The following is a 24,004-nucleotide window of genomic DNA, read 5'->3' as shown; positions in this document are numbered from 1 at the left end:
TTACGGGTTGGCATTTTTGCCACCAAAAACGTCGAAGCCCGGCCAACCTCAAATTTATCTGCACGGCGCATACAGAGTTGATGCGGGCTTCCTCCTGCCCGCTACCATCGCTGAACTCGCATCAAAAAGCCCCCCATTCAACCCATCATTCCGTCCGGAGCACGCATGTACCGAGGCAGTCAGCACCAGCGCGGCCAAGCGCTGATCTACGGCATATTTGTCCTGATTGGCGGACTGACGGCGCTGCATTTTTTGTTCAATACCGGGCAGCTCAGTAGCGAAAAAACCAAGCTGGTCAATACGGCGGATGCGGTGGCGTACAGCGCCGGCGTGATGCAGGCGAGGGCGTTGAATTTTGATGCTTATAATAATCGGGCGCTGGTGGCCAATGAGGTGCTGGTGGCGCAGATGGTTAGTTTGTCTTCTTGGGGGCAGTATGTGACGACGCATAGCAATAAGCTGTTATTGGTGCTCCCTAGTTGCCTCAATATCGACACCGCCGTAGTCTCCGCATTTGTTGACTTTGATCTGATATACGGCTCTTTTTGTTTGCTGGCCGCTAACTTTGCTATTAATGTTCTCTCTGATGCAGGCGCAGCTGTGACAAACGCCGCTGCCGGAATGATTCCATTAATAGAAGCCAGCAAAACTGCAATCCGAACCGCTCAAACGCTACTGCATGCGCCAGTCTACTTTCAGGCCGCCAGCCTGCGTGTCATGCAGGATGTCGCTGATCGTAACTATGCTGGTGATGGTGCAGTCACTGTCGCATCCCTTGGCCCAACCTCTTCCGGCAATCCTTCAAGCAGTCTCGATTTACTCAATGGATTCACTCGCCGATATGCCGATGCTGACCGTACCCGCTTTGCAGAAGTCGCCAGGATTGCAGCAAGCTCCGATAGCTTTGTTCGCCAACGTAACTGGACTTCCAATGCAGTCGTACCTCAATTCTGCCTTGACAGTCTTCGGACGAATTCCGTCAGACGTCGCGGCGGTACCGAGTTGATCGGGCTGGATGAATGGAAAGCCGAAGACACCGAGTCATTTTGGGCCTGGCGTAAAAGTCGAGGCTTTCTTGGTTTTCTGAGTTGCGACCAGAGGGAAACTCCCATAGGCGTCGGTATGCAGCAGGCCTATCCGGATGGAATGGATCAGGATGAATCAGGGGCGTGGTTGGGCGGCTCTCGTTCAACCAACCCCGCAGCCAGTGGCAGTGCGACATCGACTGCATGGAACGGCTATACCGGATTGCCGTCCTTCTACGACCTGTCGGACCTGACTGCTGCCGATCCGGTGATGAAATTCAGCGTGCGATTGACACGTAACGCAGCGAGTACGCGTACTTCTGACGGCTCATCTGCAATCACTGCGACGCCGCGCCTGAATAATTTTTCAAATAACTTCGCCAATGGCGTCATGACAGCCACTGCCAGTGGCGAAGTATTTTTCGAACGGCCATTAACTGACCCCGGCAATGTAGCTGGCGGCAATTTTAACCAGTACGCGGAAGCTGTTCTGGGTAGTGTCTCCCGGCGCGAAATCGGCAGCTTGTTCAATCCTTACTGGCAGGTTCGTCTGGCTCTGGCCGCTCCATGACTTATTCCACCTCAACGTTGACGAGTCTGCAAATGCTTGCCGCACATGTCAAAAAAGCTGCTGTGCGGTCAATCAACATGAAAAAATATCGAATGCTTTTCGTCGGGCCCACGTTCTTGATATTGGCGAATGTTCTACTCACAGCAAGTGCTAACGCGGAAACTCTAATTCAAGTTCAGCATGTGCGATTGGTAGGGGAGTTCATGCCTGCAGGAATGAAGGAGCAACTGGAAGACAGCGCCAAGCTCTGTGCCGAAATGGGTAAGACACTTCAGAAGCCACCACCGGGCGATAAATTATTTGAAAGTATCGACGATGCCTATTTCGCACCGGGGGCAACGACGATTTACAAACAAATAAAAGTTTATATGCTGACAGCTGACTGCAAGATGAAACGTGACGACAAGCTGGAAATCCTCTCGATTACATCGCTCGGCGTCTGCAGGTCCACACCGTGGAACATGCGCTCAGTAGGATATTGTGATGTGGATATCTCATCAATATCGCGACTCCCGGATAAAAAATTCGGGCGAAACTCTGCAGTTCTGAACGGAGAATCCACTGTTATTTTGGGATATCCCTGCACTTTTTTGAACATTGATTTAATGGCTTCGTCGCGATCTTGTGTCATCAGAACTGGTGCTTTTTCCAATGTGACAAACATGTACGATTTTAAAATTGGCGTGGAGCTCAAACGCGATTTCAGTATTGGTGACGGTGCTGGAAAAAACTTTCATTCAAGTGAGGCAACCGAAATACACACGAACATCATGGTGCCGCTCTTTACGTTATTTCCACAGTTATCCGGCAAGTACAAAGTATTTTCCAGCCAGCTTCCAAACAGAGATTGACCGCAATGAAGCCCGTCAAACGATCGGTAGTCAATAACGACGCGCGCCATTGCGGGTCACGCCAGCGCGGCCAGGCCATGACCGAATTCATCGTCCTCTCCGTCGCCCTGATCCCGCTCTTCCTGCTCTTCCCGATGATCGGCAAATACCAGGACATTCGCCACGCCACGCAAATGGCCAGTCGCTACGCTGCCTTCGATGCGACCACGCGCAATGATATCCAGAGCCCCGACGGCTGGAAGCCCGAAGCGCAGTTGGCTGACGAAGTGCGACGGCGCTTTTTCAGTAACAGCGATGCGCCGATCAAGACCAATGATGTCGCTGGCGACTTCGAGGCCAATCGTAATCAGGCTTGGCGTGATCCATACAGTAATCCGCTGATTGCAAGGTTCAGCGATGTCGCCCTGTCATTCGGCGCAGGTGGAGCAGGTGGTGCTGGCGGCGCGAACCATGCCAGCGGTTTCAGTAGCGCTGCAGATGGCGCGCCTTTCAACCTCGTGCCGCTCGCTAATGCGGCGCAGATGGGACTGCAGTCGCGGGGCGTGTACACCGCCAACGTGTCCGTCGCGCTGGCCAACCTGCCGGCCGGAATTCGCAGTGTCGAGCCTTTTGACAACATCAATTTGTCGATCCAGCGTCACACCAGCCTGCTATTTGAGCCGTGGAGTGCGTCGTCGCCGCAGGTAACCGAAGACCGGTTTGGCCGACTTGCACCAGTAACAGCAGCACTTGCAACTATCCAGCCAGCCCTCGATCTGGCAATTACGGTCGTTGACTTGAATCAGGTCGATGCACCCCGGTTCGGTAATTTGCAGGCGTGGCGTGATGTCGTTCCTCAAGACCGACTGAGACCGGCGAACTGAGGGCAGAAAATCATGAAAGTCATCAAGAGCCTTCCATATTCCTTGTTCAGATCTGTGCTGAAAATTGTGGCAGCAGTAACCGTCGCTGCCACCATCGCCAGCCCGTCCAGTGCCGATACCCGCTGGCCACAGCCCGTCTTGCCCGCCAACCTCGACACTTTTTCCATCGCCGACCAGATGACCGTCAACGGGTTGCCGATGCGCCTGAAAGGCTTCGTCTCAAACCGCCGTCCGGCCGAGATGATCGATGCTTTCCGTCGCTCGCTCGGTCAGCCGCTGGTAGACAGTGTGGTGAACGGCAAGCAGGTTCTGGGCCGCGCCGAGGGAGGCTTTTACATCACCGTGCAGATCGAAGCAGCTGGTGCCGGTAGCAAAGGCACGGTGGCCGTCACCGACCTTGCAGCCATGTCGTCCAACCACGCGCAACAACAAGACGCCGACACCCGCTGGCGCAACCGTTTGCCGGCCGGGTCGGTCATCAGCAGCCAGATGACCTCGCAGGAAAACGGCCGGGCGGCGCGCCACATGGTGATCCTCAATAGCCATAGCGAGTCGGCCAACCGCGATGCACTGCTGCGCCTGATGACCGAAGACGGCTTCGCCCTCGAACGCGAAATTCGTCCCGATGCGGCTATGCGTCGCAGCCTTCCGGCCCACATGGCCGAAGCGAGCACGATGTATTTCAAGTCGCCGGGCAAAGAGGCGATGGCCGTGATCAGCCGCAGCGGCGACAAAACCGCAGTCGTATTCAATTCCACCGTGACTTTGCAAGGATTCCAATGAACCAGCGTTTGCGTTGTCCGTCGCCTTGCACGGCAAATGTCACATCCAATGCAGCATGGAATGCGACATCGCTTTCCACTCTGCATTTCAGACCGCGCTGCATTCCAGCACCACTGCGCCGCCGACTCTGTCAGGGCCAGTCGATGGTCGAGTACATCGTTGTCTGCGGCGCGCTGGCGCTCACGCTGGGCATCGGGATGGCGGATAACACTAGCATCCTGTGGCAACTTGTTGATGCATTTCAAATTGCCTATCGTAATTTTAGCTACGCTATCTCTCTACCCGGCTGACCCTGCTTGGGCCGACTAATTTTTTCCGTTGTGAAATACCTATGAAACCCGTCGCCACCCCGCAGATACCCGGCTTGCAGATCGAGATTGCCCGCAGTTTCTGGCAGCGCCTCATTGGGCTACTCGGGCGAAGACGTCTGGCCGATGACGCCGGCTTGCTGCTGGTTCCGTGCAATAACATCCACACCGCGTTCATGCGCTTCACCATCGATGCCGTCTTTATCGACCGCGCCGGCGTCGTGCTGGAGATCGTGCCGAAGCTGCAGCCTTTCAGGGCGGCTGTGGTGCGGGCGGCGCATGGTTGTCTGGAACTCTCGGACGGTGGCGCCGCGCGTTACGGGTTGCACGTCGGGCAGCGACTCTGGCCCACCGCTGCGCAAGCTGGAACGCCTACATCGGTATCAACATCGACATCCACACCACAGCCTGGCGTTCACTAAACTCATCCCGAGAAAGCATCATGGCAAAAAACATAATCCGCCTCACGGCACTTTTGACAGCAAGTTCGTCCGTGCTGTGCATTGGTCTGACCCAATCTGCCATTGCACAAGACTTCAACGGCCTGCTCAGAGGCCTGATGCAAGGACAAGGGCAAGGGCAAGGATATGGGCAAGGTTACGGGCAGGGACAGTCCGGCGACATGCTCTCCAATGCGATCAGATCGATTACCGACGTCTCGGTCGGACGAGTGACGAATGGCGCGCAAATGCCGCAAGACGCACAAGGAAAAGTCGTCATGTATCGCACCGCCTGGTGCGGCTACTGCAAGAAGGCGGCATCGTACATGCAGCAAAAGAACATACCCTTCGTTGAGCGTGACATCGAAGCCAATCCATCCTACCGCGCCGAAATGAAGGGGCTCGGTGGCACCGGCGGTGTGCCGTTCATGGTCTTTGGCACCAAGACGCAGTCGGGTTTCAGTGAGTCCTCGTTCGATCAGAATTACGCGGTATTCAAGCGCTCGCTGGGCAACGACAATCGGGCCATGCCAGATTCGGCCATCGGACCGGATCGTGTCGGCTCAGCAGCTGGTGGTGGTACTGGCGGTTTGCAGTCGGGCGATGCACTGGTCGGCAGGATCGCCGGTATCCAGGTCTATCAGCAGCCCAGCAAGTCCAGCCCGAAATTGCTCATGCTCGGCAGAGGCGACGAAGTGATTTACATGGGCGAAGAACGCGGCGGGCTTTATCGCGTGACCTCCAGTCGCGGCGAAGGGTGGGTCGATAAATTGCTCGTCAAAAAAGGCGGATGACCGCCTGAGCGCATCCCCCTTTGGCACATGCCCCTTTGTCGTACGCCCCTTTAAATACAACTACATACATTTTTGTACGCCGGTGGTGCACTTGCATGTAAGTTTGCGTGCAAAAAATCCACGTCGTTATCAAAAGCCAGCAGATGCCCGCAGCACAAAGCGTGATAAGCCAATTGAAAACAAGCACTTGCTAAAAACAATTTAAAGTCTGCAATAGCTGGCACGTTGCATGCAATAGAGCTCAGGTCTTGTCCACCTACCGGAGATCTGCATGCAACCTTTGTTCAAGTCCAGGCAATTGCCTCGCTGGCTGTTAGCTGTTCCTGTTGCGCTCGCCCTGCATGGCGGCGCCTATGCCGAAACCGTCGCCCGTTACGGGATTTCGATGGCCGATATTCCGCTGACCACCGGCCAGCCGGATCGCGGTGCTGGCGCGTATCAATTTACGGGTCACACGATTTACGATCCGCTCGTCGCGTGGGAATCCAACATCGGTACCCGTCCGGGCAAGCTGATGCCAGGCCTTGCCACGGAATGGAAAGTCGATCCGAAAGACAACAAGAAGTGGGTCTTCAAGTTGCGCAAGGGTGCGATGTTCCATGACGGTTCCGAGTTCAAGGCGGATGCCGTGATCTGGAATCTGGACAAGGTCCTGAACGACAAGTCGCCGCAATTCGATGCCAAGCAAAGTGCGCAAGTGCGGCCGCGGATTCCATCGATTGCGTCGTATTCGAAGATCGATGACTACACCGTTGAAATCACCACCAAGGCAGTCGATGCCCTGTTCCCGTATCAGCTGCCGTGGTTCCTGGTATCGAGTCCGGCGCAGTGGGAAAAACTCGGCCGCGACTGGAACAAGTTCGCCTCGCAACCGTCCGGCACCGGCCCGTTCAAGCTCGACAAGCTGGTACCGCGCGAGCGCGCCGATCTGGTCAAAAACACCGGCTACTGGGACAAGACACGGATGGCGCAGACCGACCGTATCGTCCTGATCCCGATTCCGGATGCACTGACGCGCTCGAATGCGCTGCTCAGCGGCCAGGTCGATCTGATCGAAACGCCGCCGCCGGATGTCGTGCCACAACTCAAAAGCGCCGGCTTCAAGCTGGTCACGAATGTCACGCCGCATGTCTGGCCGTATCACTTCAGTACCCAGCCCGGTTCACCGTGGGCCGATATCCGCGTACGCAAGGCGGCCAACCTGGCCATCGACCGCGAGGGCATCGTCAAGCTGCTCAATGGCCTGGCCGTTCCTGCCAAGGGCCAGCTCGACACCACTAGTCCTTGGTTCGGCAAACCGACCTTCAAGCTGACTTACGACGTGGCTGCCGCCAAGGCGCTGATGGCACAAGCCGGTTACAGCCAAGCCAAGCCATTGAAGGCCAAGGTCATCATCGCCCAGGGTGGCACCGGTCAGATGTTGTCGTTGCCGATGAACGAGTATGTCCAGCAAAGCCTGGCCGAAGTCGGCATCCAGCTCGAATTCGAAGTGGTCGAACTGGAGAACCTGTACTTGCACTGGCGCAGCGGCGTGAAGTCGGACATGAACGCCGGCAAAGGCATCAGCGCGATCAATCTGGGCTACGTCACTTCCGATCCGTTCTATGGCATCACGCGCTTTGTCGACAGCCGCTACGTCGCGCCGAACGGTGTGAACTGGGGTGGTTACAACAACCCGAAAGTCGATGCCGCGATCGACAAGATCCGCACCAGCTTCGACCCGAAAGTGCAGGACAGCTTGCTGGCCGAAGTGCATCAGACCATGGTCGACGATGCCTTGATGCTGTGGGTTGTCCATGATGTGAATCCGCATGTGCTGTCGCCGAAAGTGAAGGGTTTCATTCAGGCGCAACACTGGTTTCAGGATTTGACGACATTGAAGATGTAATTGCGCCGGGCACCTGCCGATTCGGCAGGTGCCCGTGGCTGCACCAATACCTTTGAACCAACACCGTCCAGGCACCAACGAAAGTCCCGATGTTTTCCTACATGTTGAAACGCCTGCTCTACACAATTCCGATCGCACTCAGTGTCACTGTGGTGTCGTTCATGCTGGTCTATCTGGCCCCCGGTGATCCGCTCAATGCGATCGCCCCGGCCGATGCACCGGCCGAAGTCATTACCGCATTAAAAGCCGCCTACGGCCTCGATAAACCGATCCCGGTCCAGTACGGAAAATGGCTGCTGCGTGCAGTCCAGGGCGACCTCGGCAAATCCATCGCCTCCGGCCGCGAAGTCATCACCGAAGTATTCAGCGCCGTCAGCAACACATTGCTGCTGGCAGGTGTCGCCGGACTGCTTGGCGTGCTGGCCGGCTGCATCCTCGGCGCGCTCGCCGGCTACTGGCACGGCGGCTGGATCGACCGGATCGCTACTGTCCTGTCCGTGGTTGGCGTGAGCATTCCGCACTACTGGCTGGGCCTGGTGCTGACGATTATTTTTTCGACCAAGCTGGCGTGGTTCCCGGCGATGGGTGCCGGTCCCGGCGGCTCGTCCGAATGGCTCTGGGACATCGAGCACATGCGCTATCTGGTGCTGCCGGCGCTGACGCTGTCGGTGATCCCGCTGGGCATCATCACCCGCACCGTACGTGCACTGGTGGCCGACATGCTGGAACAGGAATTCGTGATCGCCTTGCGTGCACGCGGCCTGAGCAACCGCGCCATCTTCCGCCACGTCGCCAAGAATACCGCACCGACTATTTTGGCCGTGGCTGGCCTGCAGCTGGGTTACCTGATGGGTGGATCGATTCTGGTCGAAACCGTGTTTGCCTGGCCGGGCACCGGCTTCCTGCTCAACACCGCGATCTTCCAGCGCGACATTCCGCTTTTGCAGGGAACCATCCTGGTGCTGTGCCTGTTCTTTGTCGCCCTGAACCTGCTGGTCGATATCCTGCAGCCGTTGATCGATCCACGCATGGGACGCCAATAAATGAATACCGCCATGACAAATTCCCTGCCGCCGGAAGCGACGATGACAGCCGCAACTGCGCCCAGTCGCAGTTTCTGGATCGTGGTCGGTCGCCAGTTACGGCGCGATCCGGTCGCCATGATTGCCGCCCTTGTGCTGCTGCTGATTATCGCTGCGGCCATCTTTGCACCGTGGCTGGCACCGGCTGATCCGTTCAAGGCCAGCATGCTCAATCGGCTGTTGCCGGTCGGTTCGCCTGGTCACCTGCTGGGCACTGACGAACTCGGCCGTGATTTGCTGACGCGCCTGATGTACGGTGGCCGTTTGTCGCTGCTGATGGGCATCGTGCCGGTGCTGGCGGCCTTCATCATCGGCACCTCGATAGGCCTCTTTGCCGGCTATGTCGGCGGGCGCGCCAACATGGTCACGATGCGCATGCTGGATGTGTTTTACGCGTTTCCGTCGGTGCTGCTGGCGGTCGCGATTGCCGGTGCACTCGGCCCCGGCATGAGCAACAGCCTGATCGCGCTGACGCTGGTGTTCGTGCCGCAAATGGTGCGCGTGGCCGAAAGCGTCACGACCCAGGTGCGCCGGCTCGATTACATCGAAGCGGCTCGCATGAGCGGGGCGTCGTCGTTTTCGATCATCCGCGTGCATGTGCTGGGCAATGTGCTTGGGCCGGTGTTTGTGTATGCGACCGGCTTGCTGAGTGTCAGCATGATTCTCGGCTCCGGCCTGTCGTTCCTCGGTCTGGGCGTGAAGCCACCGGAGCCGGAGTGGGGCCTGATGCTCAACACCTTGCGCTCGGCCATCTTCCGCAATCCGCTGGTGGCAGCACTGCCCGGCGCGATGATTTTTTTCACGTCGATTGCTTTTAACCTGCTCGCCGATGGCGTGCGCTCGGCCATGGATATCCGCAAATGAAGACGACCATTCCTGTCATTCCCACCGCACCCGATCGCGGCGGTCCGGCCCAGCCCCTGCTGATCGTGCGCGGCCTGAAAAAATACTTCCCGGTGCGCACCGGTGTCCTCGACCGCGAACGCAAGTTCGTCCATGCGGTCGATGGCGTCAGCTTTTCGATTGCCAAGGGAAGCACGCTGGGCATCGTCGGTGAATCCGGCTGCGGCAAGTCGACCACGGCGCGCCTGATTGCCAAACTGATGGAGCCCGACAGCGGCACCATGATTTTCGATGGCGAAGGCGTCGGCGAATTTCGCGGGCTGGAACTCAAGAGCTTCCGGCAAAGTCTGCAAATGGTATTCCAGGATTCGTTCGCCTCGCTCAACCCGCGCCTGACCATCGTCGAGACCATCGCCTACGGCCCGCAAGCCCACGGCCTGAGCACGGCCGATGCGACCGAACGGGCCCGCCAGCTGCTGGCCCGGGTCGGGCTGGCGCCGGATCAGTTCGGTTCGCGCTATCCGCACGAGCTGTCCGGCGGCCAGCGCCAGCGCGTCAATATTGCGCGGGCGCTGGCGTTCAATCCGCGTCTGGTAATCCTCGATGAAGCCGTGGCCGCACTCGACAAATCGGTGCAGGCGCAAGTCCTCAACCTGTTGCAGGAATTGAAGGCCGAACATCAGCTGACCTACCTGTTCATCTCGCATGACCTGCATGTGGTGCATTACCTGTGCGATGAAGTGATGGTGATGTATCTGGGACAGGTGGTCGAAATCGGGCCGGTCGAGCAAATCTACGGACAGGCCGCGCATCCGTACACGCGCGCCTTGCTCTCTGCCGTGCCGTCGATGGACCCGGCGCATCGCACCGAAAAACCGCCACTGGCCGGCGACCCGCCGAATCCGATCAACCCGCTGCCCGGTTGCCGCTTTCGCGACCGCTGCCCGCATGCCGAAGCCGTCTGTGCGACGTCGCCGGCGCTGTTGCCGGCGCGTGATTTGCCCGGCCATCAGGTCGCCTGCCACATGAACGATCCGCAATCGGGTCACACCGTTTTCACTGTGGAGCACGCCGCATGACTACCCCTCTGGTCTCCGTCAACAACCTCAGTGTGGAATTCCATGGCAGTCGTACCGCCAGCGCATTGAATCAGGTCAGCTTCGATCTGCAGCCTGGCGAAGTGCTCGGTTTGCTGGGCGAATCCGGTTCCGGAAAAAGCGTGACTCTGCGCACCTTGCTGCGCCTGCATTCGCCCCGCACCACCCGCATCAGCGGCCAGATCCAGGTCGACGGACAGGACGTGCTGGCGCTGCAGGGCAGGGCGCTGGAAGCGTATCGCGGTGGCGTGGCGTCGATGGTGTTCCAGGAACCGGGACTGGCCTTCGACCCGGTCTATACCATCGGTCAGCAGATCACCGAGGCGATCCGCGCGCATGAAAAAATCTCCGATGCCAGCGCCCGTGCACAGGCGCTGCAGATGCTGGAACGGGTCCAGATTCCGCAGGCGCGGCGGCGCTTCGATGCGTATCCGCACGAGCTGTCCGGCGGCATGCGGCAACGCGCGATGATCGCGCTGGCGCTGGCCTGCAAACCGAAATTGCTGCTGGCCGACGAGCCCACTACCGCGCTCGATGCCACCGTCCAGATCCAGATATTGCTGCTGTTGCGCGAGCTGCAGCGCGAGACCGACATGGCGGTAATTTTTGTCACGCACGATATCGGCGCCGCCGTTGAAGTCGCCGACCGCATCGCCGTGATGTACGCCGGTCGTATCGTGGAAGACAATGCGGTCGCCGGCATCGTGCACCGTCCGCGTCATCCGTACAGTGGTGGCTTGCTGGCCTCGACGGTGTCGGGCGAGCATCGCGGCAAGCCGCTGTCGGCGATTCCCGGTGCGCCGCCGAACCTGGCTGCGCTGCCAGCGGGATGCAGTTTTGCGCCGCGCTGCACGCAGGCCTCCGAACGCTGCCGCATCGAGGTGCCGCCGGTCGTCGCCGATGGCGCGGCGCGGCTGGCGTGCTGGCATCCATTGCTGCCGCTGGCGGCAGCGGCGTGAGTGCCACCGAACGCATTCGTGGCGCTCGCGCCGACGAGATCAGCAAGAAGATCGCCGACGACATCGTGCTCGGTCGTTTCGAGCCGGGTTCGCGGCTGGATGAAGCGATGCTGGCCGGCTTGTTCGGCGTGTCCCGCACGCCGGTGCGGGAAGCGCTGAAACAGCTGGCGATCCAGGGTCTGGTGGTGTCGCGCCCGAATCGCGGGTCCATCGTTGCCGCGCTGACGCCGGAGCAGCGGGACCGCATGTTCGAGGCCATCGGTGAGCTCGAAGCGGCCTGTGCGCGGCATGCGGCGATCCGCATGTCGATGGCCGAACGCGACCACCTGTGCGCGCTGCATGCGCAATCCCGCGAGGCGATGCGGGCCGGCGATGCCGACCTGTATGACCGCCTCAATCACGAACTGCATCAGGTCATCATCCAGGCCTGCGGCAATCCGGTGCTGATCGACATGGCACTCGGTTTGCGGCACCGGATCGCGCCTTTCCGGCGCTCGCAGTTCCGTGATGTCGAGCGCATGAGTGCCTCGTTCGAGGAACATGCCGTGATCATCGAAGCCTTGCTGGCGCATGACGTCACGACGGCACAGCGGCAGATGCGCGCGCATCTGATGTCGGCACGCAGTGCGGCGGCGCGCGTCTCGCCGGGTTGGTCGGAAGGATCGGAAAAACAGACGCGACCGTGATGCCTGCGCCCCCTGTGCCTGCATGCGTGATACCTTGCAGCAAACCAAAAACCTGATACAAAAAACTTACACAAAAAACTTACACCGAACAAGGAACACCATGCTTAACACTGCCCGCGCCACCCATGCCATCGCCGTCGCCCCGCATCATCTTGCCTCGCAATCCGCGCTTGCGGTGATGCGCGATGGCGGCAATGCGATCGAAGCGATGGTCGCTGCCGCCGCCACCATCGCCGTCGTGTATCCGCATATGAATGGCATCGGCGGTGATTCGTTCTGGGTGATCGTGCCGCCCGGTGGCGCGCCGATTGCCATCGATGCCTGCGGCCAGGCGGCGCTGGCAGCGAGCATCGAAGCCTATCGCGAGCGTGGCCTGGCCGCGATTCCGGTGCGCGGACCGCTCGCCGCCAACACGGTGGCCGGTACCATAGGCGGCTGGAATGCCGCGCTCGAAGTCGCCGCCGAACTGGGTGGCAAGTTGCCGCTGGCGCGCCTGCTGCGGGACGCCATCGGCTATGCCGAAGACGGTGTGCCGGTCACGGTCAGCCAGCAGAATGCAACCGCAGCCAAGCTGCCGGAACTGGCAGCGCAACCGGGTTTTACCGACACCTTCCTGATCGATGGCGCCTTGCCGCTGGCCGGGCAACGCTTCCGGCAACCACGCATGGCGCGTACGCTGGCGACGCTGGTGCGCGATGGCCTCGACAGTTTCTATCGTGGCGCACTGGCCGACGATATCGCCGCCGACCTGCAGGCTGCCGGTACGTTGCTGACCCGCGCCGACCTGCGCGCCTGCCACGCACAACGCAAGACGCCACTCGTGCTGGCCCATTCGGCCGGCGAGGTATTCAACATGACGCCGCCGACGCAGGGTGCCGTCTCGCTGGCGATTCTTGGCCTGCTCGATCGCGTCGGTCTGGCAGACGTCGAGGCCGACAGTGCCGACCATGTCCATCTAGTGGTCGAAGCCACCAAGCGCGCCTTCCAGTTGCGCGACCAGTACATCACCGATCCGGCTGACATGACGGTGGATCCGCAAGCGCTGCTGGCGCCCGCAAACCTCGATGCGCTGGCGGCGACGATCCGCCTCGATCAGGCCGCACCGTGGGGCAATGGTCGTGGTCCCGGCGACACGATCTGGATGGGCACCATCGATGAAAGTGGCCTGGCGGTGTCCTTCATCCAGAGTATTTATCACGAGTTCGGCAGCGGCGTCGTGCTGCACAACACCGGCATCAACTGGCAAAATCGCGGTGCCTCGTTCAGCCTCGATGGTGACAAACTGCTGGCGCTCAAGCCCGGCAAGAAACCATTCCACACCCTCAATCCTGCCGCCGCCCGTCTCGGCGATGGCCGCACCATGGTCTACGGCACGATGGGTGGCGATGGCCAGCCGCAAACCCAGGCGGCCGTATTCACGCGACACGTGGTCTTCGGCCAGCCATTGCAAACGGCGGTGACTGCGCCGCGCTGGTTGCTGGGTCGCACCTGGGGCCAGAGTTCGGACACGCTGAAGCTCGAACAGCGCTTTCCGCAATCGGTGGTCGATGACCTGATCGCCCGTGGTCATGAAGTCGACGTGCTGCTGCCGTTCGACGAAACCATGGGGCATGCCGGCGCGCTGGTGCGGCATCCGGATGGCATGCTCGAAGGTGCCAGCGATCCGCGTTCGGATGGCGGCGTGGCGGGGTACTGAACGATGATCAAGCGGCCGCGTTTCATGCCTGATAATTTCATGTTGATGATGATCGCCACGGTGGTGGCAGCGACGCTGGTGCCGTGTTCCGGCACCACGGCGCTGGTCTTCAACGGCATCACCAATACCGCCATTTGCCTGCTGTTTTTTTTGCATGGCGCGAAGCTGCCGCGCGAGGCAGTCGTCGCCGGTGCGACCCACTGGCGGCTGCATCTGACCGTGCTGGTCTGCACGTTTGTGTTGCTGCCGCTATTGGGGCTGGCGCTCAAACCACTGATGTCGTCGCTGGTCACGCCGGACCTGTATCTGGGCATTCTGTTCGTCTGCGTCTTGCCGTCCACGGTGCAGTCGTCGATTGCCTTCACGTCGGTGGCGCGGGGGAATGTGCCGGCGGCAGTCTGCGCCGCGTCGGCCTCCAATTTGCTGGGGATTTTTCTAACGCCGGTGCTGGTCGGGCTGGTTGTGGTGGCGCACAGCGGCGGGCTGTCGTCGTTCGATGCGATCCGCAATATTGCCCTGCAATTGCTGTTGCCATTCATCGCTGGCCAGATCGCGCGACGCTGGATCGGTGGCTGGGTCGATGCCAGCAAAGCGATGCTCAAGGTAGTCGATCAGGGATCGATTCTGCTGGTGGTCTACACCGCCTTCAGCGAAGCCGTGAACCAGGGCTTGTGGCAGCAATTGCCGAGTCATTCGCTGGTCGGATTGCTGCTGATCGACGGATTGCTATTGGCCATGATTATGACCATCGCCACTTTTGGTAGTCGCTGGCTCGGTTTCAACAAGGAGGATGAAATCACCATCGTATTCTGCGGCTCCAAAAAGAGTCTCGCCAGTGGCATTCCGATGGCAAAAATATTGTTTGCCGGTCACGCATTGGGTGCGGTGGTGTTGCCGCTGATGCTGTTTCATCAGCTGCAATTGATGGTGTGCGCCGTGCTGGCGCAGCGCTATGCACGACGTGCGGTGCCGCTGGGCAGGGCTGTTTGATACGTCAACGCACAGTGAAAAAATGCCGATAATTTTTTTGCCGGAAGAAAGTTTGTAAGGGCAAAGTTTTCTATCGGTAAAGACGGCTTTTTGTTCAACGCAAACGCCACAAATAAAAAAAATTTTCAGACTAAAAGTCTATCTCCGCGACGATGCAAACCTTGATTTTTTTAATCGGGCGGACAGATGCTTTACAAGAAATTCAGCACCGGTATTTCGCTGTTGATATTGGTTTTGATGAGTGCGTGCGGGGGCGGCGGTTCGTCGTCGGACGTGGGTGATGCCGGTAGTCCAATACCGGTGCCAACGTCAATAGCAACAGCGACACCAACATCAAGCTCAACGACACCACCAGCGTCAACGACACCACCAGCGTCAACGACACCACCAGCTTCGACACCTCCGTCAGCTTCAACGACACCACCAGCTTCGACGCCTCCGTCAGCTTCGACATCTCCGCCAGCTTCAATACCACCATCGACGCCAACACCAGTTGTCGACATCAAGCCGACAGCGGCGCAAGCCTCCCGCTTCCTGGCCCAGGCCTCATTCGGTGCCGACAGCGCCAGCATCGGCGACGTAGTCAACGGTGGAACAGGTAACTGGATCGAGCGCCAGTTTCTCAAACCGCAGACATTGCATCGCGACTATCTGACAAAGACTGCGGCGACGCTGACCAATGGCGCAAGGCTGGGCCAGAACAATGTATTCGAAACGTTCTGGAAGCAGGCAGCCACCGGTGAGGATCAACTTCGGCAGCGCGTCACGTTCGCGCTGTCGCAGATTTTCGTGGTCTCCTTGCAGGACGCTTTTCTTTCCGACCATCCGGTGATGGTGGCGGGCTACTACGACACGCTGGCAGCGAATGCCTTCGGTAATTTCAGGTCATTGCTCGAAGCGGTTTCGCTGCATCCGGCCATGGGCGTCTACCTGACCTCGCTGCATAACCAGAAAGAGGATGCGACCCGCACGCCCGACGAGAACTACGCCCGTGAAGTGATGCAGTTGATGTCGATCGGACTGCTCGAACTGAATCCGGACGGCAGTCAGAAAAAAGCCAATGGCGCGCCGATCGAGACCTACACCAGTGCCGACATCACTGGCCTGGCCAAGGTCTTTACCGGCTGGAGCTGGGCCGGTGCGGACAAGAGTAATGCCCGCTTTGCCGGCAACGGCACCCAGGATCCTGATCGTGACTGGAAGCCGATGCAGAGCTATCCGCAATTTCATTCGACGTCCGAGAAGTCTTTCCTCGGCGTGACGGTGCCCGCCCAAAGTACCGCCAATCCGGAAGCCAGCCTGAAGGTCGCACTGGACCGCTTATTCAACCATCCGAATGTCGGACCATTCATCGGCAAGCAACTGATCCAGCGGCTGGTGGTGAGCAATCCCAGTCCCGCTTACGTTGCCCGCGTCAGTGCCGCCTTTGCCAACGATGGTCAGGGCGTACGCGGTGACATGAAGGCCGTGATCCGGGCGATTTTGCTGGACCCGGAAGCCGGCAGTGCGACACGGTTGAGTGCCATCGACAACGGCAAACTGCGTGAACCGATCCTGCGCCTGGCCGGATGGATGCGGGCGTTCGGCGTGACCTCGGCATCGGGCCGCTTCCTGATGACCAACCTGGACGATCCGATATCGTCGCTCGGCCAGTCGCCACTACGCTCGCCATCGGTCTTCAATTTTTATCGGCCTGGCTATGTTCCGCCCAATACGGCGATTGCCAGTGCCGGTCTGGTTGCGCCGGAAATGCAGTTGGTCGGCAACACATCGGTGGTTGGTTACCTCAATACGATGCGTGACATCGTGCCCAATGGTGCTGGTGCGAACCGGGATGTCACCAGCAGTTATGTCACCGAGATTGCGCTGGCAAACACACCCGACAAACTGATCGATCGGGTCGATTTGCTGCTGCTGGCAGGCCAGATGACACCGATGCTGCGTACCCAGATTCTGGCGGCGCTGAACTCGGTCGCGATCTCGGCAACCGATACCGTCGCGGCCGATCGTGCCAGAAAGAATCGCGTCTGGCTGTCCGTGTTCCTGACACTCGCTTCGACCGAATACCTCGTCCAGAAATAATCCGGAGACCGAAATGACTACCAAGCCCAACGCGTCGCGCCGCGAATTCCTGCGCGCCGCTTCCATGCTGTCACTCGCTGGCAGCGCAGGAGCGCCATTCGCACTCAATCTCGCAACCATCGGCGCGGCTGCCGCGCAAACCGCACCCGCCGATTACAAGGCGATCATCTGCCTCTTCATGGCCGGTGGTAACGACCACGTCAATACGGTGCTGGCGACCGATCCGACTTCCTGGGCGGAATACCAGCGCCTGCGCACGACCAGCGATACCGATTCGATTGCCTTGCCGTCGGTCGGTGCCGCTGGCGGCGTCCTGCCGATTACGCCGAAAACGGCACAAGCCGGTCGCAGCTTTGCATTGCATCCGTCGTTGCAACCGCTCAAGGATGTCTTCGACGCGAACCGGGTTGCCATCATCGCCAATGTCGGCACGCTCATTACGCCAACCACGCTGGTCCAGTACCGGGCGCGCAGTGTGAGCTTGCCGCCCAAGCTGTTTTCCCATAACGATCAACAATCGTTCTGGCAATCGTCGTTGCCGGAAGGAGCCCGATCCGGTTGGGGCGGACGGATGGGCGACCTGATGATGGCGAGTAATTCGTCGCCATTATTTACGACCATTTCTCTGACCGGCAACACGGTATTCCTGGCGGGACTAACAGTGAACCAGTATCAGGTCAGCAGCGCCGGCGCCATACCCATCAATGCGCTGACGGGATCGCTGTTCGGGTCCGGTGCGGGGGCCAACCCGCTGCAGGCCATCGTCAGCGCTGACCGCACCAATCTGTTCGAGAAGGATTACGCCACCGTCACCCGACGCGGGATTGAGGCTCAGATGACCTTCGCCAATGCCATGGTGGCAGCCGGTCCCGCAGGTGTTCCCAATCCGACGCAATACACCAACCCGAATAGCGGTCAGCTGGCGACGAATCCACTGGCGGTGCAGCTGCAGACCATCGCCCGAACCATCGCCGGCCGCAGCGTACTGGGTGCGAAACGGCAGATATTTTTTGTCAATATGGGCGGCTTTGATACCCACGACGGACAGCGCAAGTCCCAGGGCGACTTGTTGGCGCGGGTGGCCCATGCGCTGGCGTATTTCGATGGACTCATGGGCAATCTGCAGGGCGTCAACCTGCGCAATCAGGTCACGCTATTTACCGCCTCGGATTTTGGCCGGACCTTCACCAGCAACGGTGATGGCACCGACCACGGCTGGGGTTCGCATCACTTTGTCATGGGTGGCGCCGTCAAGGGAAAAGACATCTACGGCGCCTTCCCCGTGACCGGGCTCAAGCATGATCTCGATGTCGGCTCCGGTAGTCTGCTGCCGCAGACATCGGTCGATCAGTACGGTGCAACGCTGGCCAGCTGGTTTGGTCTGAGTGCGACGCAAATTGCCGATGTGTTTCCGGCGATCGGCAACTTCAGCAACAAGAACCTGGGGTTCATGCTTTGATCGTTGCGGGCCGCAGATGCGGTGCGTGTGCTGGAAGGAAAAGTCAGTTACCTCGGTCGTCGTTTTCATCGTTCCGCTGAGCCGAGTTGGCCCGATTCAGCGGTTTCAGGAAATCGACGCCAGCGGCAAATTCAGCAGCAGGTTCTGTGGTTTGATGCGCAGCAAATCCTGCTCTGTCATCGCGCAAGCCAGATACACCGGCCGGCCGGCAACGTCCGGCCGCACCACCGACGGATCGGCAAACGTCATTGTGAACAGCGACAGGATGCGGCGGTTGCGGTCGGCATCCAGCGTTTTTCCTTTGTACAGATCGTTCAGGATGGCACTGGCCTGGGCATCCAGTCCGATATGCCATGCCCAATGCGGATCATTGATCTTTGCGACCGGTTCGACCACCACATCGACGCTGTAAAAATGGCGCACCCATAACGCAATCAAACGACAAAACCGCGCCAGCGCCAGGCTGTCCTGCTGGAATGCCAGCACAGTGTCATGGGCTTCGTCGCGTTGCCAGTAGCGGTCCGCGTTGTCGTCCGACAGTACATCCAGATCGACCCGGCGCGGCTTGGTTTTTGACTCCACCAGTAGGCGACCGAGGTCGCCGTAATTGCTGCCGGATTCATGCAGTTCGACCGTGGCGGCATCGGCCAGCATGATGCGACCGTCTTCGAGAGCGACTTTTTGCGGACGGAAAAACAATTCGGCGGTGCGTGCCAGCAGTGCATCGTCAGACCCGTCCAGAATGCCGCGCACGATCATCTGTGCGAGCTGATCGATGAACAGCGGTGGCACGGTCACGCTGCCGTTCCTGAAAATATCCAGATAGGCCGCTTCCAGCGTTGGCGCTGTTAGCAAACGGTCACGGAAGGCCAGCATCACGCCGTAGTTGTCGCGTGCATCAGGGTCTTGCAGGGCGGCCAACTCCTGCGCGGAAACGGGACGACGCGGCGTCGCGAGTAGCGCGTCGTGCAAGGCCAGTTCCGCGCTGCAGGATTCGGGCACCGGTGCGACTTCCGGGCGCGACCACCAAGCGCGTAACAGCGCATCGCTCACCAGCAGTTGGCCATCGGTTTGGCGTTGGGTCAGGTTAAAACCGGAATGGGTCCAGAAATCGTGCATGGGCAGGGCGCAGGGGCGGTCGTTGGTGTGGGGCGCAAGTATCCCATAGGCCGGACGCCAGCGGAGGGTGGCGCGGCGTATCCTTCAGTGCCACCGCCGTCGATAGCGATTCCAGCTAACGCGACTCAGGTCGGCAGGGCATGACGCGGCAGGCTGATGGTAAAGACGCAACCGACGTCGGGCATGTTTTGAACAGTCAGTATTCCACCGTTCGCATTGACACTTTGCCTGGCGATGGTGAGCCCCAAACCGATACCGGTCCGGTTTTCGCTCGCCTGCGAAAACGGCAGGAACATGGTCTCGGCAACGCCGGTACCAAGGCCGCCGCAATGATCCTTGATATCGATGAGGATGCGGTCTCCCGCTGCGTACGCAGTCAGCAGAACCTCGGTATGCGGCTGTGTGAACTTGAACGCGTTTTGCAAGAGATTGGCCACTGCGGCCATCAACAAGTCACGGGTGCCATTGATCGCCAGGTCAGGATCAACGCGAAGAGCCTTGAAAGTACACCCTCTGGTTCCAATCGACAGCGAGGCTGCCGCATAGATTTCGGCGATGAAATCAGCGAGAGAAAACGACTGCAGGATGACGCTGTTTTCTCCGACTGTCCGGACGTCTTCAAGCGAGCTTTGAATCAGCTTCTCCAGTGACTTCAGGCTTCGGTCCAGGATTGAACCGGTTGCGCCGGTCAGGCTGAGGTTGCCCGCTTTGACGGCGGCGAGAGCCAATGATGCCGTGCCGAGATGGTTGCGCAATTCATGCGCGAAGAAGCCCATGCGCTGGTTCGATTCAAGTGAACTGGCCTCTGAATTCATGGTGTCGCGTTGATAGCTGAATTCGGTCACAGCGTCCGAAATGGCGTTATCGAGACAGCGGTTCAATGTGCGGAATTCGTCCACCTCGAAGGGTGCATCTCTCTCCACTGCCAGATCAGTAATGGCCTGACACAGGTCGCCGTAATCGTGGACGACCTGATCAACCGACAAGCCCAAATCCAGCAAGTCCTTGCCATGCTGGGCTGCAGAAACGCTGACTTCGGAAAGCGCGTTTCCGCCGCCGGCCGGTCCGGAGATTTTCCGGCTGTCCATGGGACGCGAGGTCTGTTCGATTTCCAGGGTTCGGATGAGTTGATTCAGGAAGAGCGGGACACCATCCTTGAGTTGCTGCTCGGTCGCCGAACGCCCATTGCGTTCACTCACTTTGACGCGACATCGACGGGTTAATTCGTCGCGATTGTTCGCGAGGAAGTTGTGCATCATGGAACCCTCCGTACTCGTGTATCGCTACACAAGGGACCGCAGATGTGCAACGCAATCTTGACGATTTTTTGATAGTAACACCCGCGTTCCTGGTGTTACGACATTCTTCAGCGAACCATATTACGGGCAGATCTACAGTCGGTCACCAAACGGTATCGACTTCAGAGAAAATTGCAGGAGCACGCTCCGCAGTCGGAAAATCTCGGGAACGTTGATCGACTGGCCGGCGCTCCTTCGCGCTGTTGAAATCCGCTCGTAGCAGGGCAGGTATCCATGAATTCTGCCGCAACCCGAACACCTGCCGGCCAAAAAATCAGTCCCGTCATCGCCGGGTAACAAACCGTGGCTACAGTCTCGCCAATTTCCCTTGTTATCGAGACAACCATGCCCCGCATACCCCTTGCTGTATCGCTACTCACCGTGTTGACTCTGGCCGCCTGTGGTGGCACTAGTTCCGGCGTGACGGCGCTGTCTCCCGTGCCACTGCAGGCGGCCGTGATCGCCAGCGGCACCAGCGCCGATCTGACGATACTGGAGACCACCGATCTGCACACCAATATCCGCAGCTATGATTACTTCAAGCTGGCCGACAACAAGAGCATCGGTTTCGAGCGCACTGCCACGCTGATCAAGGCGGCCCGTGCCGAGAGCAAGAATACGCTGCTGTTCGACAATGGCGACACCATCCAGGGAACTTCGCTGTCGGATTACCAGGCACTGGTCAACCCCATCACGTGCGACCAGACGCTGGCGATGTACAAGGTGATGAACGCTGCCGGCTTTGACGCCGGCGGGATCGGCAACCATGAGTTCAATTTTGGCCTGCCATATCTGGCGCAGGTCACCGGTAGCAAGTTCAATGTCAATGTCATGCCCGCCGTGGCTAATCAGAAGAGTTGCGCCGGACCGAATTTTCCGCAGGTGCTGGCCAACGTGCTGAGCACCAAGGATGGCGCACCGATTTTCAAGCCCTACGTGATTCTGTCGCGCACCATGAATGTGACCGGGCCAGACGGCAAGGCCGCCACTGCGCTGGTCAAGGTTGGCGTAATCGGCTTCACGCCGCCGACCGTCATGAGCTGGGACAAACGCTGGCTCGATGGCAATGTCAGTACCGATGGCATCAAGGAACTGGCGACGAAATATGTGCCGGAAATGCGCGCCAAGGGCGCTGACATCGTCGTGGCGATTTCGCATGGCGGGCTGGATAACGCGACCTATCTGCCGTCGATGGAAAACGGCAACTGGCATCTGTCGCAAGTCCCGGGTATCGATGCGATGCTGATTGGCCATTCGCACCAGGTTTTCCCGAATGCAAAAAGCACGGTGGCCCAGTTCAACCTGCCAGGCGTCGATAAGGTCGCCGGTCTGGTCAACGGTGTGCCGACCGTGATGGCAAATTTCTGGGGGCAGCATCTGGGCGTGATCAAGCTGAAGATGGCGTATGACGGCAAGGCCTGGGTGATCGACAAGAGCAAGACCACGGTCGAGGCGCGCAGCATCAAGAATGCCGACGGTAGTTTTGTTGATCCCGATCCGACGGTGGCCACCGCCATCGATGTCGAGCACCAGGCCACCATCGCCTATGTCAAGACGCCGGTCGGCACCACCAATTTCAAGCTGTCGAGCTATTTTGCCGATGTCGGCGATGTCTCTGCGATCCAGGTCGTGAACCAGGCCCAGGCGGCATATGTCGCCGCCTACATCAAGGCCAGCCTGCCGCAATATGCAGCCTTGCCTGTGCTGTCCGTCAGCGCGCCATTCAAGAGCGGCTTTGCCGGCGGCAGCGATTTCACGGATGTCGCTGCGGGCAATGTGGCGATCAACAATGCGGCCGATCTGTACCTGTATCCGAACACGATTTATGCGGTCAAGGTGACCGGCAACGATGTCAGGAACTGGCTGGAAACTGCCGCCAAACGGTTCAACCTGATCGACCCGAACGCCACTGCCGCGCAACCGCTGATCAGCACTTTTCCCGGCTATAACTTCGACATGTTCACTTCACCCGATGTGCGTTATGAAATCGATGTCACGCAGCCACTCGGCAGTCGCATCAGGAATCTGACCTACCTCGGTGCGCCGATGTCGCTGACACAGGAATTTGTCATCGCCACCAACAACTACCGCGCCAGTGGTGGCGGAAATTTCCCGGGGATCGACGGTACCAAGACCATTTACGCCTCGCCCGATGCCAACCGGGATGTGCTGATTTCGTTCATCAAGGACCAGAAGAACCTCACGCTGGCCGCCAATGGCAGCAGCCGCAGCTGGTTCTTCACGAAGGTCAGCACCGCCGGCCCGGTGACCTTCAAATCGGCGGTCGGTACGCTGGCGCTGGCGCAGGCGGCCGGTCTCAATAACGTCTCGCTGCTGGCGGCCGACGATGGCACGGGCACTGGTCTGTCGGTCTTTCAGATCGACCTGAGCAAGTGATGCCGTTGCACGCAACCGGCTGGATCTGCCGGCATCGTATCGCACTGGTGCTGGTGCTGGCTAGCCTGATTGGCGCCATGGCGCTGGCGTGGCAGATGCAGCACGGTGCATTGCAGGCGGCCGAAGTAGACCGTCTGCGGATGCGGGCTGCGGCAGTGCACGATCCTGCTGCGTTAGCGCAATTGCGCCAGGCTGCCGGGCGCGGCAATCTGGCGGCACAACGGGCGGCTGCCAGCGTGCTGCTGGCACGGGGTGATACCGCCAGCGTAGCGGAGGGCCTGCAGTTCGCGCAGGCGGCGGCGCAACGTGGCGATAGCGCAGCCCAGTATCTGCTGGCAAAAGCCTGCTTCGACGGGACGTCGGTGCAGCGCGCCGATCGGCCGCAGGCGCGTCAGTGGTTTGACAAGGCCGCACAACAGGGACATCCGCAGGCCGCGTATTTTCTGGGATTGATCTACAAGAATGGTTATGGCGTAGCGATTGATCGGGCGCTCGCCGCAGACTGGTTTGCACGCGCTGCGGCGCTGGGCAATCCGGATGCCATGTTCATGCTCGGCAACGCTTTTCTCGACGGTGATGGCGTGGTGGCGGATCAGACCCGTGCTGTTCAGTTGTTTCGGCAGGCCGCCGAACTGGAGCAGCCATTGGCGGCGCAAACGCTGGCGGTTGCGTTACGTGATGGCCGGTTCGGTTTGACGCGTGACCCGCGTCAGTCGAGCCAGATGATGGAAGAAGTCGAGCACGCGCTGCATCATCCGCGTGGCGTGCTGTGA

The 24,004-nt window shown here is 59.4% G+C and carries 22 protein-coding genes; 19 read left to right on the top strand and 3 right to left on the bottom strand.

Features of this window, described 5'->3' with window-relative positions; genetic code table 11:
* The first annotated feature begins 165 nt into the window (after window positions 1-165).
* The 15 genes from ABD720_RS15015 to ABD720_RS14945 all read left to right on the top strand — a co-directional run bounded on the left by ABD720_RS15015 (window position 166) and on the right by ABD720_RS14945 (window position 14,876).
* Window positions 166-1,596, top strand: a complete 1,431-nt coding sequence (locus tag ABD720_RS15015) for a pilus assembly protein TadG-related protein (protein WP_344764329.1) — start codon at window positions 166-168, stop codon at window positions 1,594-1,596.
* On the top strand, window positions 1,593-2,447 hold the full coding sequence (locus tag ABD720_RS15010; RefSeq protein WP_344764326.1) for a hypothetical protein: 855 nt from the start codon (window positions 1,593-1,595) through the stop codon (window positions 2,445-2,447). Before ABD720_RS15015 ends, ABD720_RS15010 begins: the two co-directional genes overlap by 4 nt.
* 5 nt (window positions 2,448-2,452) lie before the next feature.
* Window positions 2,453-3,310, top strand: a complete 858-nt coding sequence (locus ABD720_RS15005; RefSeq protein WP_344764324.1) for a hypothetical protein — start codon at window positions 2,453-2,455, stop codon at window positions 3,308-3,310.
* A 12-nt stretch (window positions 3,311-3,322) separates the two neighbouring features.
* The gene (locus tag ABD720_RS15000; protein WP_344764321.1) at window positions 3,323-4,093 is read left to right on the top strand and encodes a hypothetical protein; all 771 of its coding nucleotides are present in this window, start codon (window positions 3,323-3,325) and stop codon (window positions 4,091-4,093) included.
* Window positions 4,090-4,383 (top strand): hypothetical protein, encoded by a 294-nt coding sequence (locus tag ABD720_RS14995; RefSeq protein ID WP_344764318.1) that lies wholly within the window; start codon window positions 4,090-4,092, stop codon window positions 4,381-4,383. Before ABD720_RS15000 ends, ABD720_RS14995 begins: the two co-directional genes overlap by 4 nt.
* 41 nt (window positions 4,384-4,424) lie before the next feature.
* Complete coding sequence (locus ABD720_RS14990; RefSeq protein ID WP_344764316.1) at window positions 4,425-4,823, top strand: DUF192 domain-containing protein; 399 nt, start codon at window positions 4,425-4,427, stop codon at window positions 4,821-4,823.
* 20 nt (window positions 4,824-4,843) lie between these two features.
* On the top strand, window positions 4,844-5,635 hold the full coding sequence (locus ABD720_RS14985; RefSeq protein WP_344764314.1) for a glutaredoxin domain-containing protein: 792 nt from the start codon (window positions 4,844-4,846) through the stop codon (window positions 5,633-5,635).
* Between the two features lie 271 nt (window positions 5,636-5,906).
* The gene (locus tag ABD720_RS14980; protein ID WP_344764312.1) at window positions 5,907-7,523 is read left to right on the top strand and encodes an ABC transporter substrate-binding protein; all 1,617 of its coding nucleotides are present in this window, start codon (window positions 5,907-5,909) and stop codon (window positions 7,521-7,523) included.
* A gap of 89 nt (window positions 7,524-7,612) precedes the next feature.
* Window positions 7,613-8,566 (top strand): ABC transporter permease, encoded by a 954-nt coding sequence (locus tag ABD720_RS14975; RefSeq protein ID WP_344764310.1) that lies wholly within the window; start codon window positions 7,613-7,615, stop codon window positions 8,564-8,566.
* A gap of 12 nt (window positions 8,567-8,578) precedes the next feature.
* Window positions 8,579-9,469, top strand: a complete 891-nt coding sequence (locus ABD720_RS14970) for an ABC transporter permease (RefSeq protein WP_344764307.1) — start codon at window positions 8,579-8,581, stop codon at window positions 9,467-9,469.
* Window positions 9,466-10,527 (top strand): ABC transporter ATP-binding protein, encoded by a 1,062-nt coding sequence (locus ABD720_RS14965; protein WP_344764304.1) that lies wholly within the window; start codon window positions 9,466-9,468, stop codon window positions 10,525-10,527. Before ABD720_RS14970 ends, ABD720_RS14965 begins: the two co-directional genes overlap by 4 nt.
* Entirely contained in the window at window positions 10,524-11,504 is a 981-nt protein-coding gene (locus ABD720_RS14960; RefSeq protein WP_344764302.1) for an ABC transporter ATP-binding protein, read from the top strand. The genes ABD720_RS14965 and ABD720_RS14960 overlap by 4 nt, the downstream gene beginning before the upstream one ends.
* A complete protein-coding gene (locus tag ABD720_RS14955; RefSeq protein ID WP_344764299.1) occupies window positions 11,465-12,190 on the top strand; it encodes a GntR family transcriptional regulator in 726 nt (241 codons plus the stop codon). Before ABD720_RS14960 ends, ABD720_RS14955 begins: the two co-directional genes overlap by 40 nt.
* Before the next feature lie 100 nt (window positions 12,191-12,290).
* Window positions 12,291-13,886 carry a gamma-glutamyltransferase family protein gene (locus ABD720_RS14950; RefSeq protein WP_344764297.1) on the top strand — a complete coding sequence of 532 codons (1,596 nt, stop codon included), beginning with the start codon at window positions 12,291-12,293 and terminating at the stop codon, window positions 13,884-13,886.
* A gap of 6 nt (window positions 13,887-13,892) precedes the next feature.
* Window positions 13,893-14,876 (top strand): bile acid:sodium symporter family protein, encoded by a 984-nt coding sequence (locus tag ABD720_RS14945; protein ID WP_344764520.1) that lies wholly within the window; start codon window positions 13,893-13,895, stop codon window positions 14,874-14,876.
* Window positions 14,877-15,067: 191 nt separating this feature from the next.
* Here ABD720_RS14945 and ABD720_RS14940 read toward each other — a convergent pair whose 3' ends face one another.
* Window positions 15,068-15,463, bottom strand: coding sequence for a hypothetical protein (locus ABD720_RS14940; RefSeq protein WP_344764537.1), 396 nt, complete (start codon window positions 15,461-15,463; stop codon window positions 15,068-15,070).
* On the opposite strand from ABD720_RS14940, the gene ABD720_RS14935 reads away from it, so the two are divergent.
* Window positions 15,345-16,958 carry a DUF1800 domain-containing protein gene (locus tag ABD720_RS14935; protein WP_344764517.1) on the top strand — a complete coding sequence of 538 codons (1,614 nt, stop codon included), beginning with the start codon at window positions 15,345-15,347 and terminating at the stop codon, window positions 16,956-16,958. The genes ABD720_RS14940 and ABD720_RS14935 overlap by 119 nt on opposite strands.
* 13 nt (window positions 16,959-16,971) lie before the next feature.
* Entirely contained in the window at window positions 16,972-18,417 is a 1,446-nt protein-coding gene (locus ABD720_RS14930) for a DUF1501 domain-containing protein (protein WP_344764295.1), read from the top strand.
* 105 nt (window positions 18,418-18,522) lie between these two features.
* On the opposite strand, the gene ABD720_RS14925 is transcribed toward ABD720_RS14930, so the two are convergent.
* Complete coding sequence (locus ABD720_RS14925) at window positions 18,523-19,536, bottom strand: DUF6352 family protein (protein ID WP_344764293.1); 1,014 nt, start codon at window positions 19,534-19,536, stop codon at window positions 18,523-18,525.
* A 125-nt stretch (window positions 19,537-19,661) separates the two neighbouring features.
* A complete protein-coding gene (locus ABD720_RS14920) occupies window positions 19,662-20,795 on the bottom strand; it encodes a sensor histidine kinase (RefSeq protein WP_344764291.1) in 1,134 nt (377 codons plus the stop codon).
* 384 nt (window positions 20,796-21,179) lie between these two features.
* Here ABD720_RS14920 and ABD720_RS14915 point away from each other — a divergent pair, with 384 nt between their 5' ends.
* Together ABD720_RS14915 and ABD720_RS14910 are read left to right on the top strand one after the other, a co-directional pair.
* A complete protein-coding gene (locus tag ABD720_RS14915) occupies window positions 21,180-23,231 on the top strand; it encodes a bifunctional 2',3'-cyclic-nucleotide 2'-phosphodiesterase/3'-nucleotidase (protein WP_344764289.1) in 2,052 nt (683 codons plus the stop codon).
* Window positions 23,231-24,004, top strand: a complete 774-nt coding sequence (locus tag ABD720_RS14910; protein ID WP_344764287.1) for a tetratricopeptide repeat protein — start codon at window positions 23,231-23,233, stop codon at window positions 24,002-24,004. Before ABD720_RS14915 ends, ABD720_RS14910 begins: the two co-directional genes overlap by 1 nt.

Origin of the sequence: Actimicrobium antarcticum (assembly GCF_039536745.1) — a bacterium.
Classification (GTDB): Bacteria; Pseudomonadota; Gammaproteobacteria; order Burkholderiales; family Burkholderiaceae_D; genus Actimicrobium; species Actimicrobium antarcticum.
This window is presented reverse-complemented; position numbering and strand designations above follow the sequence as displayed.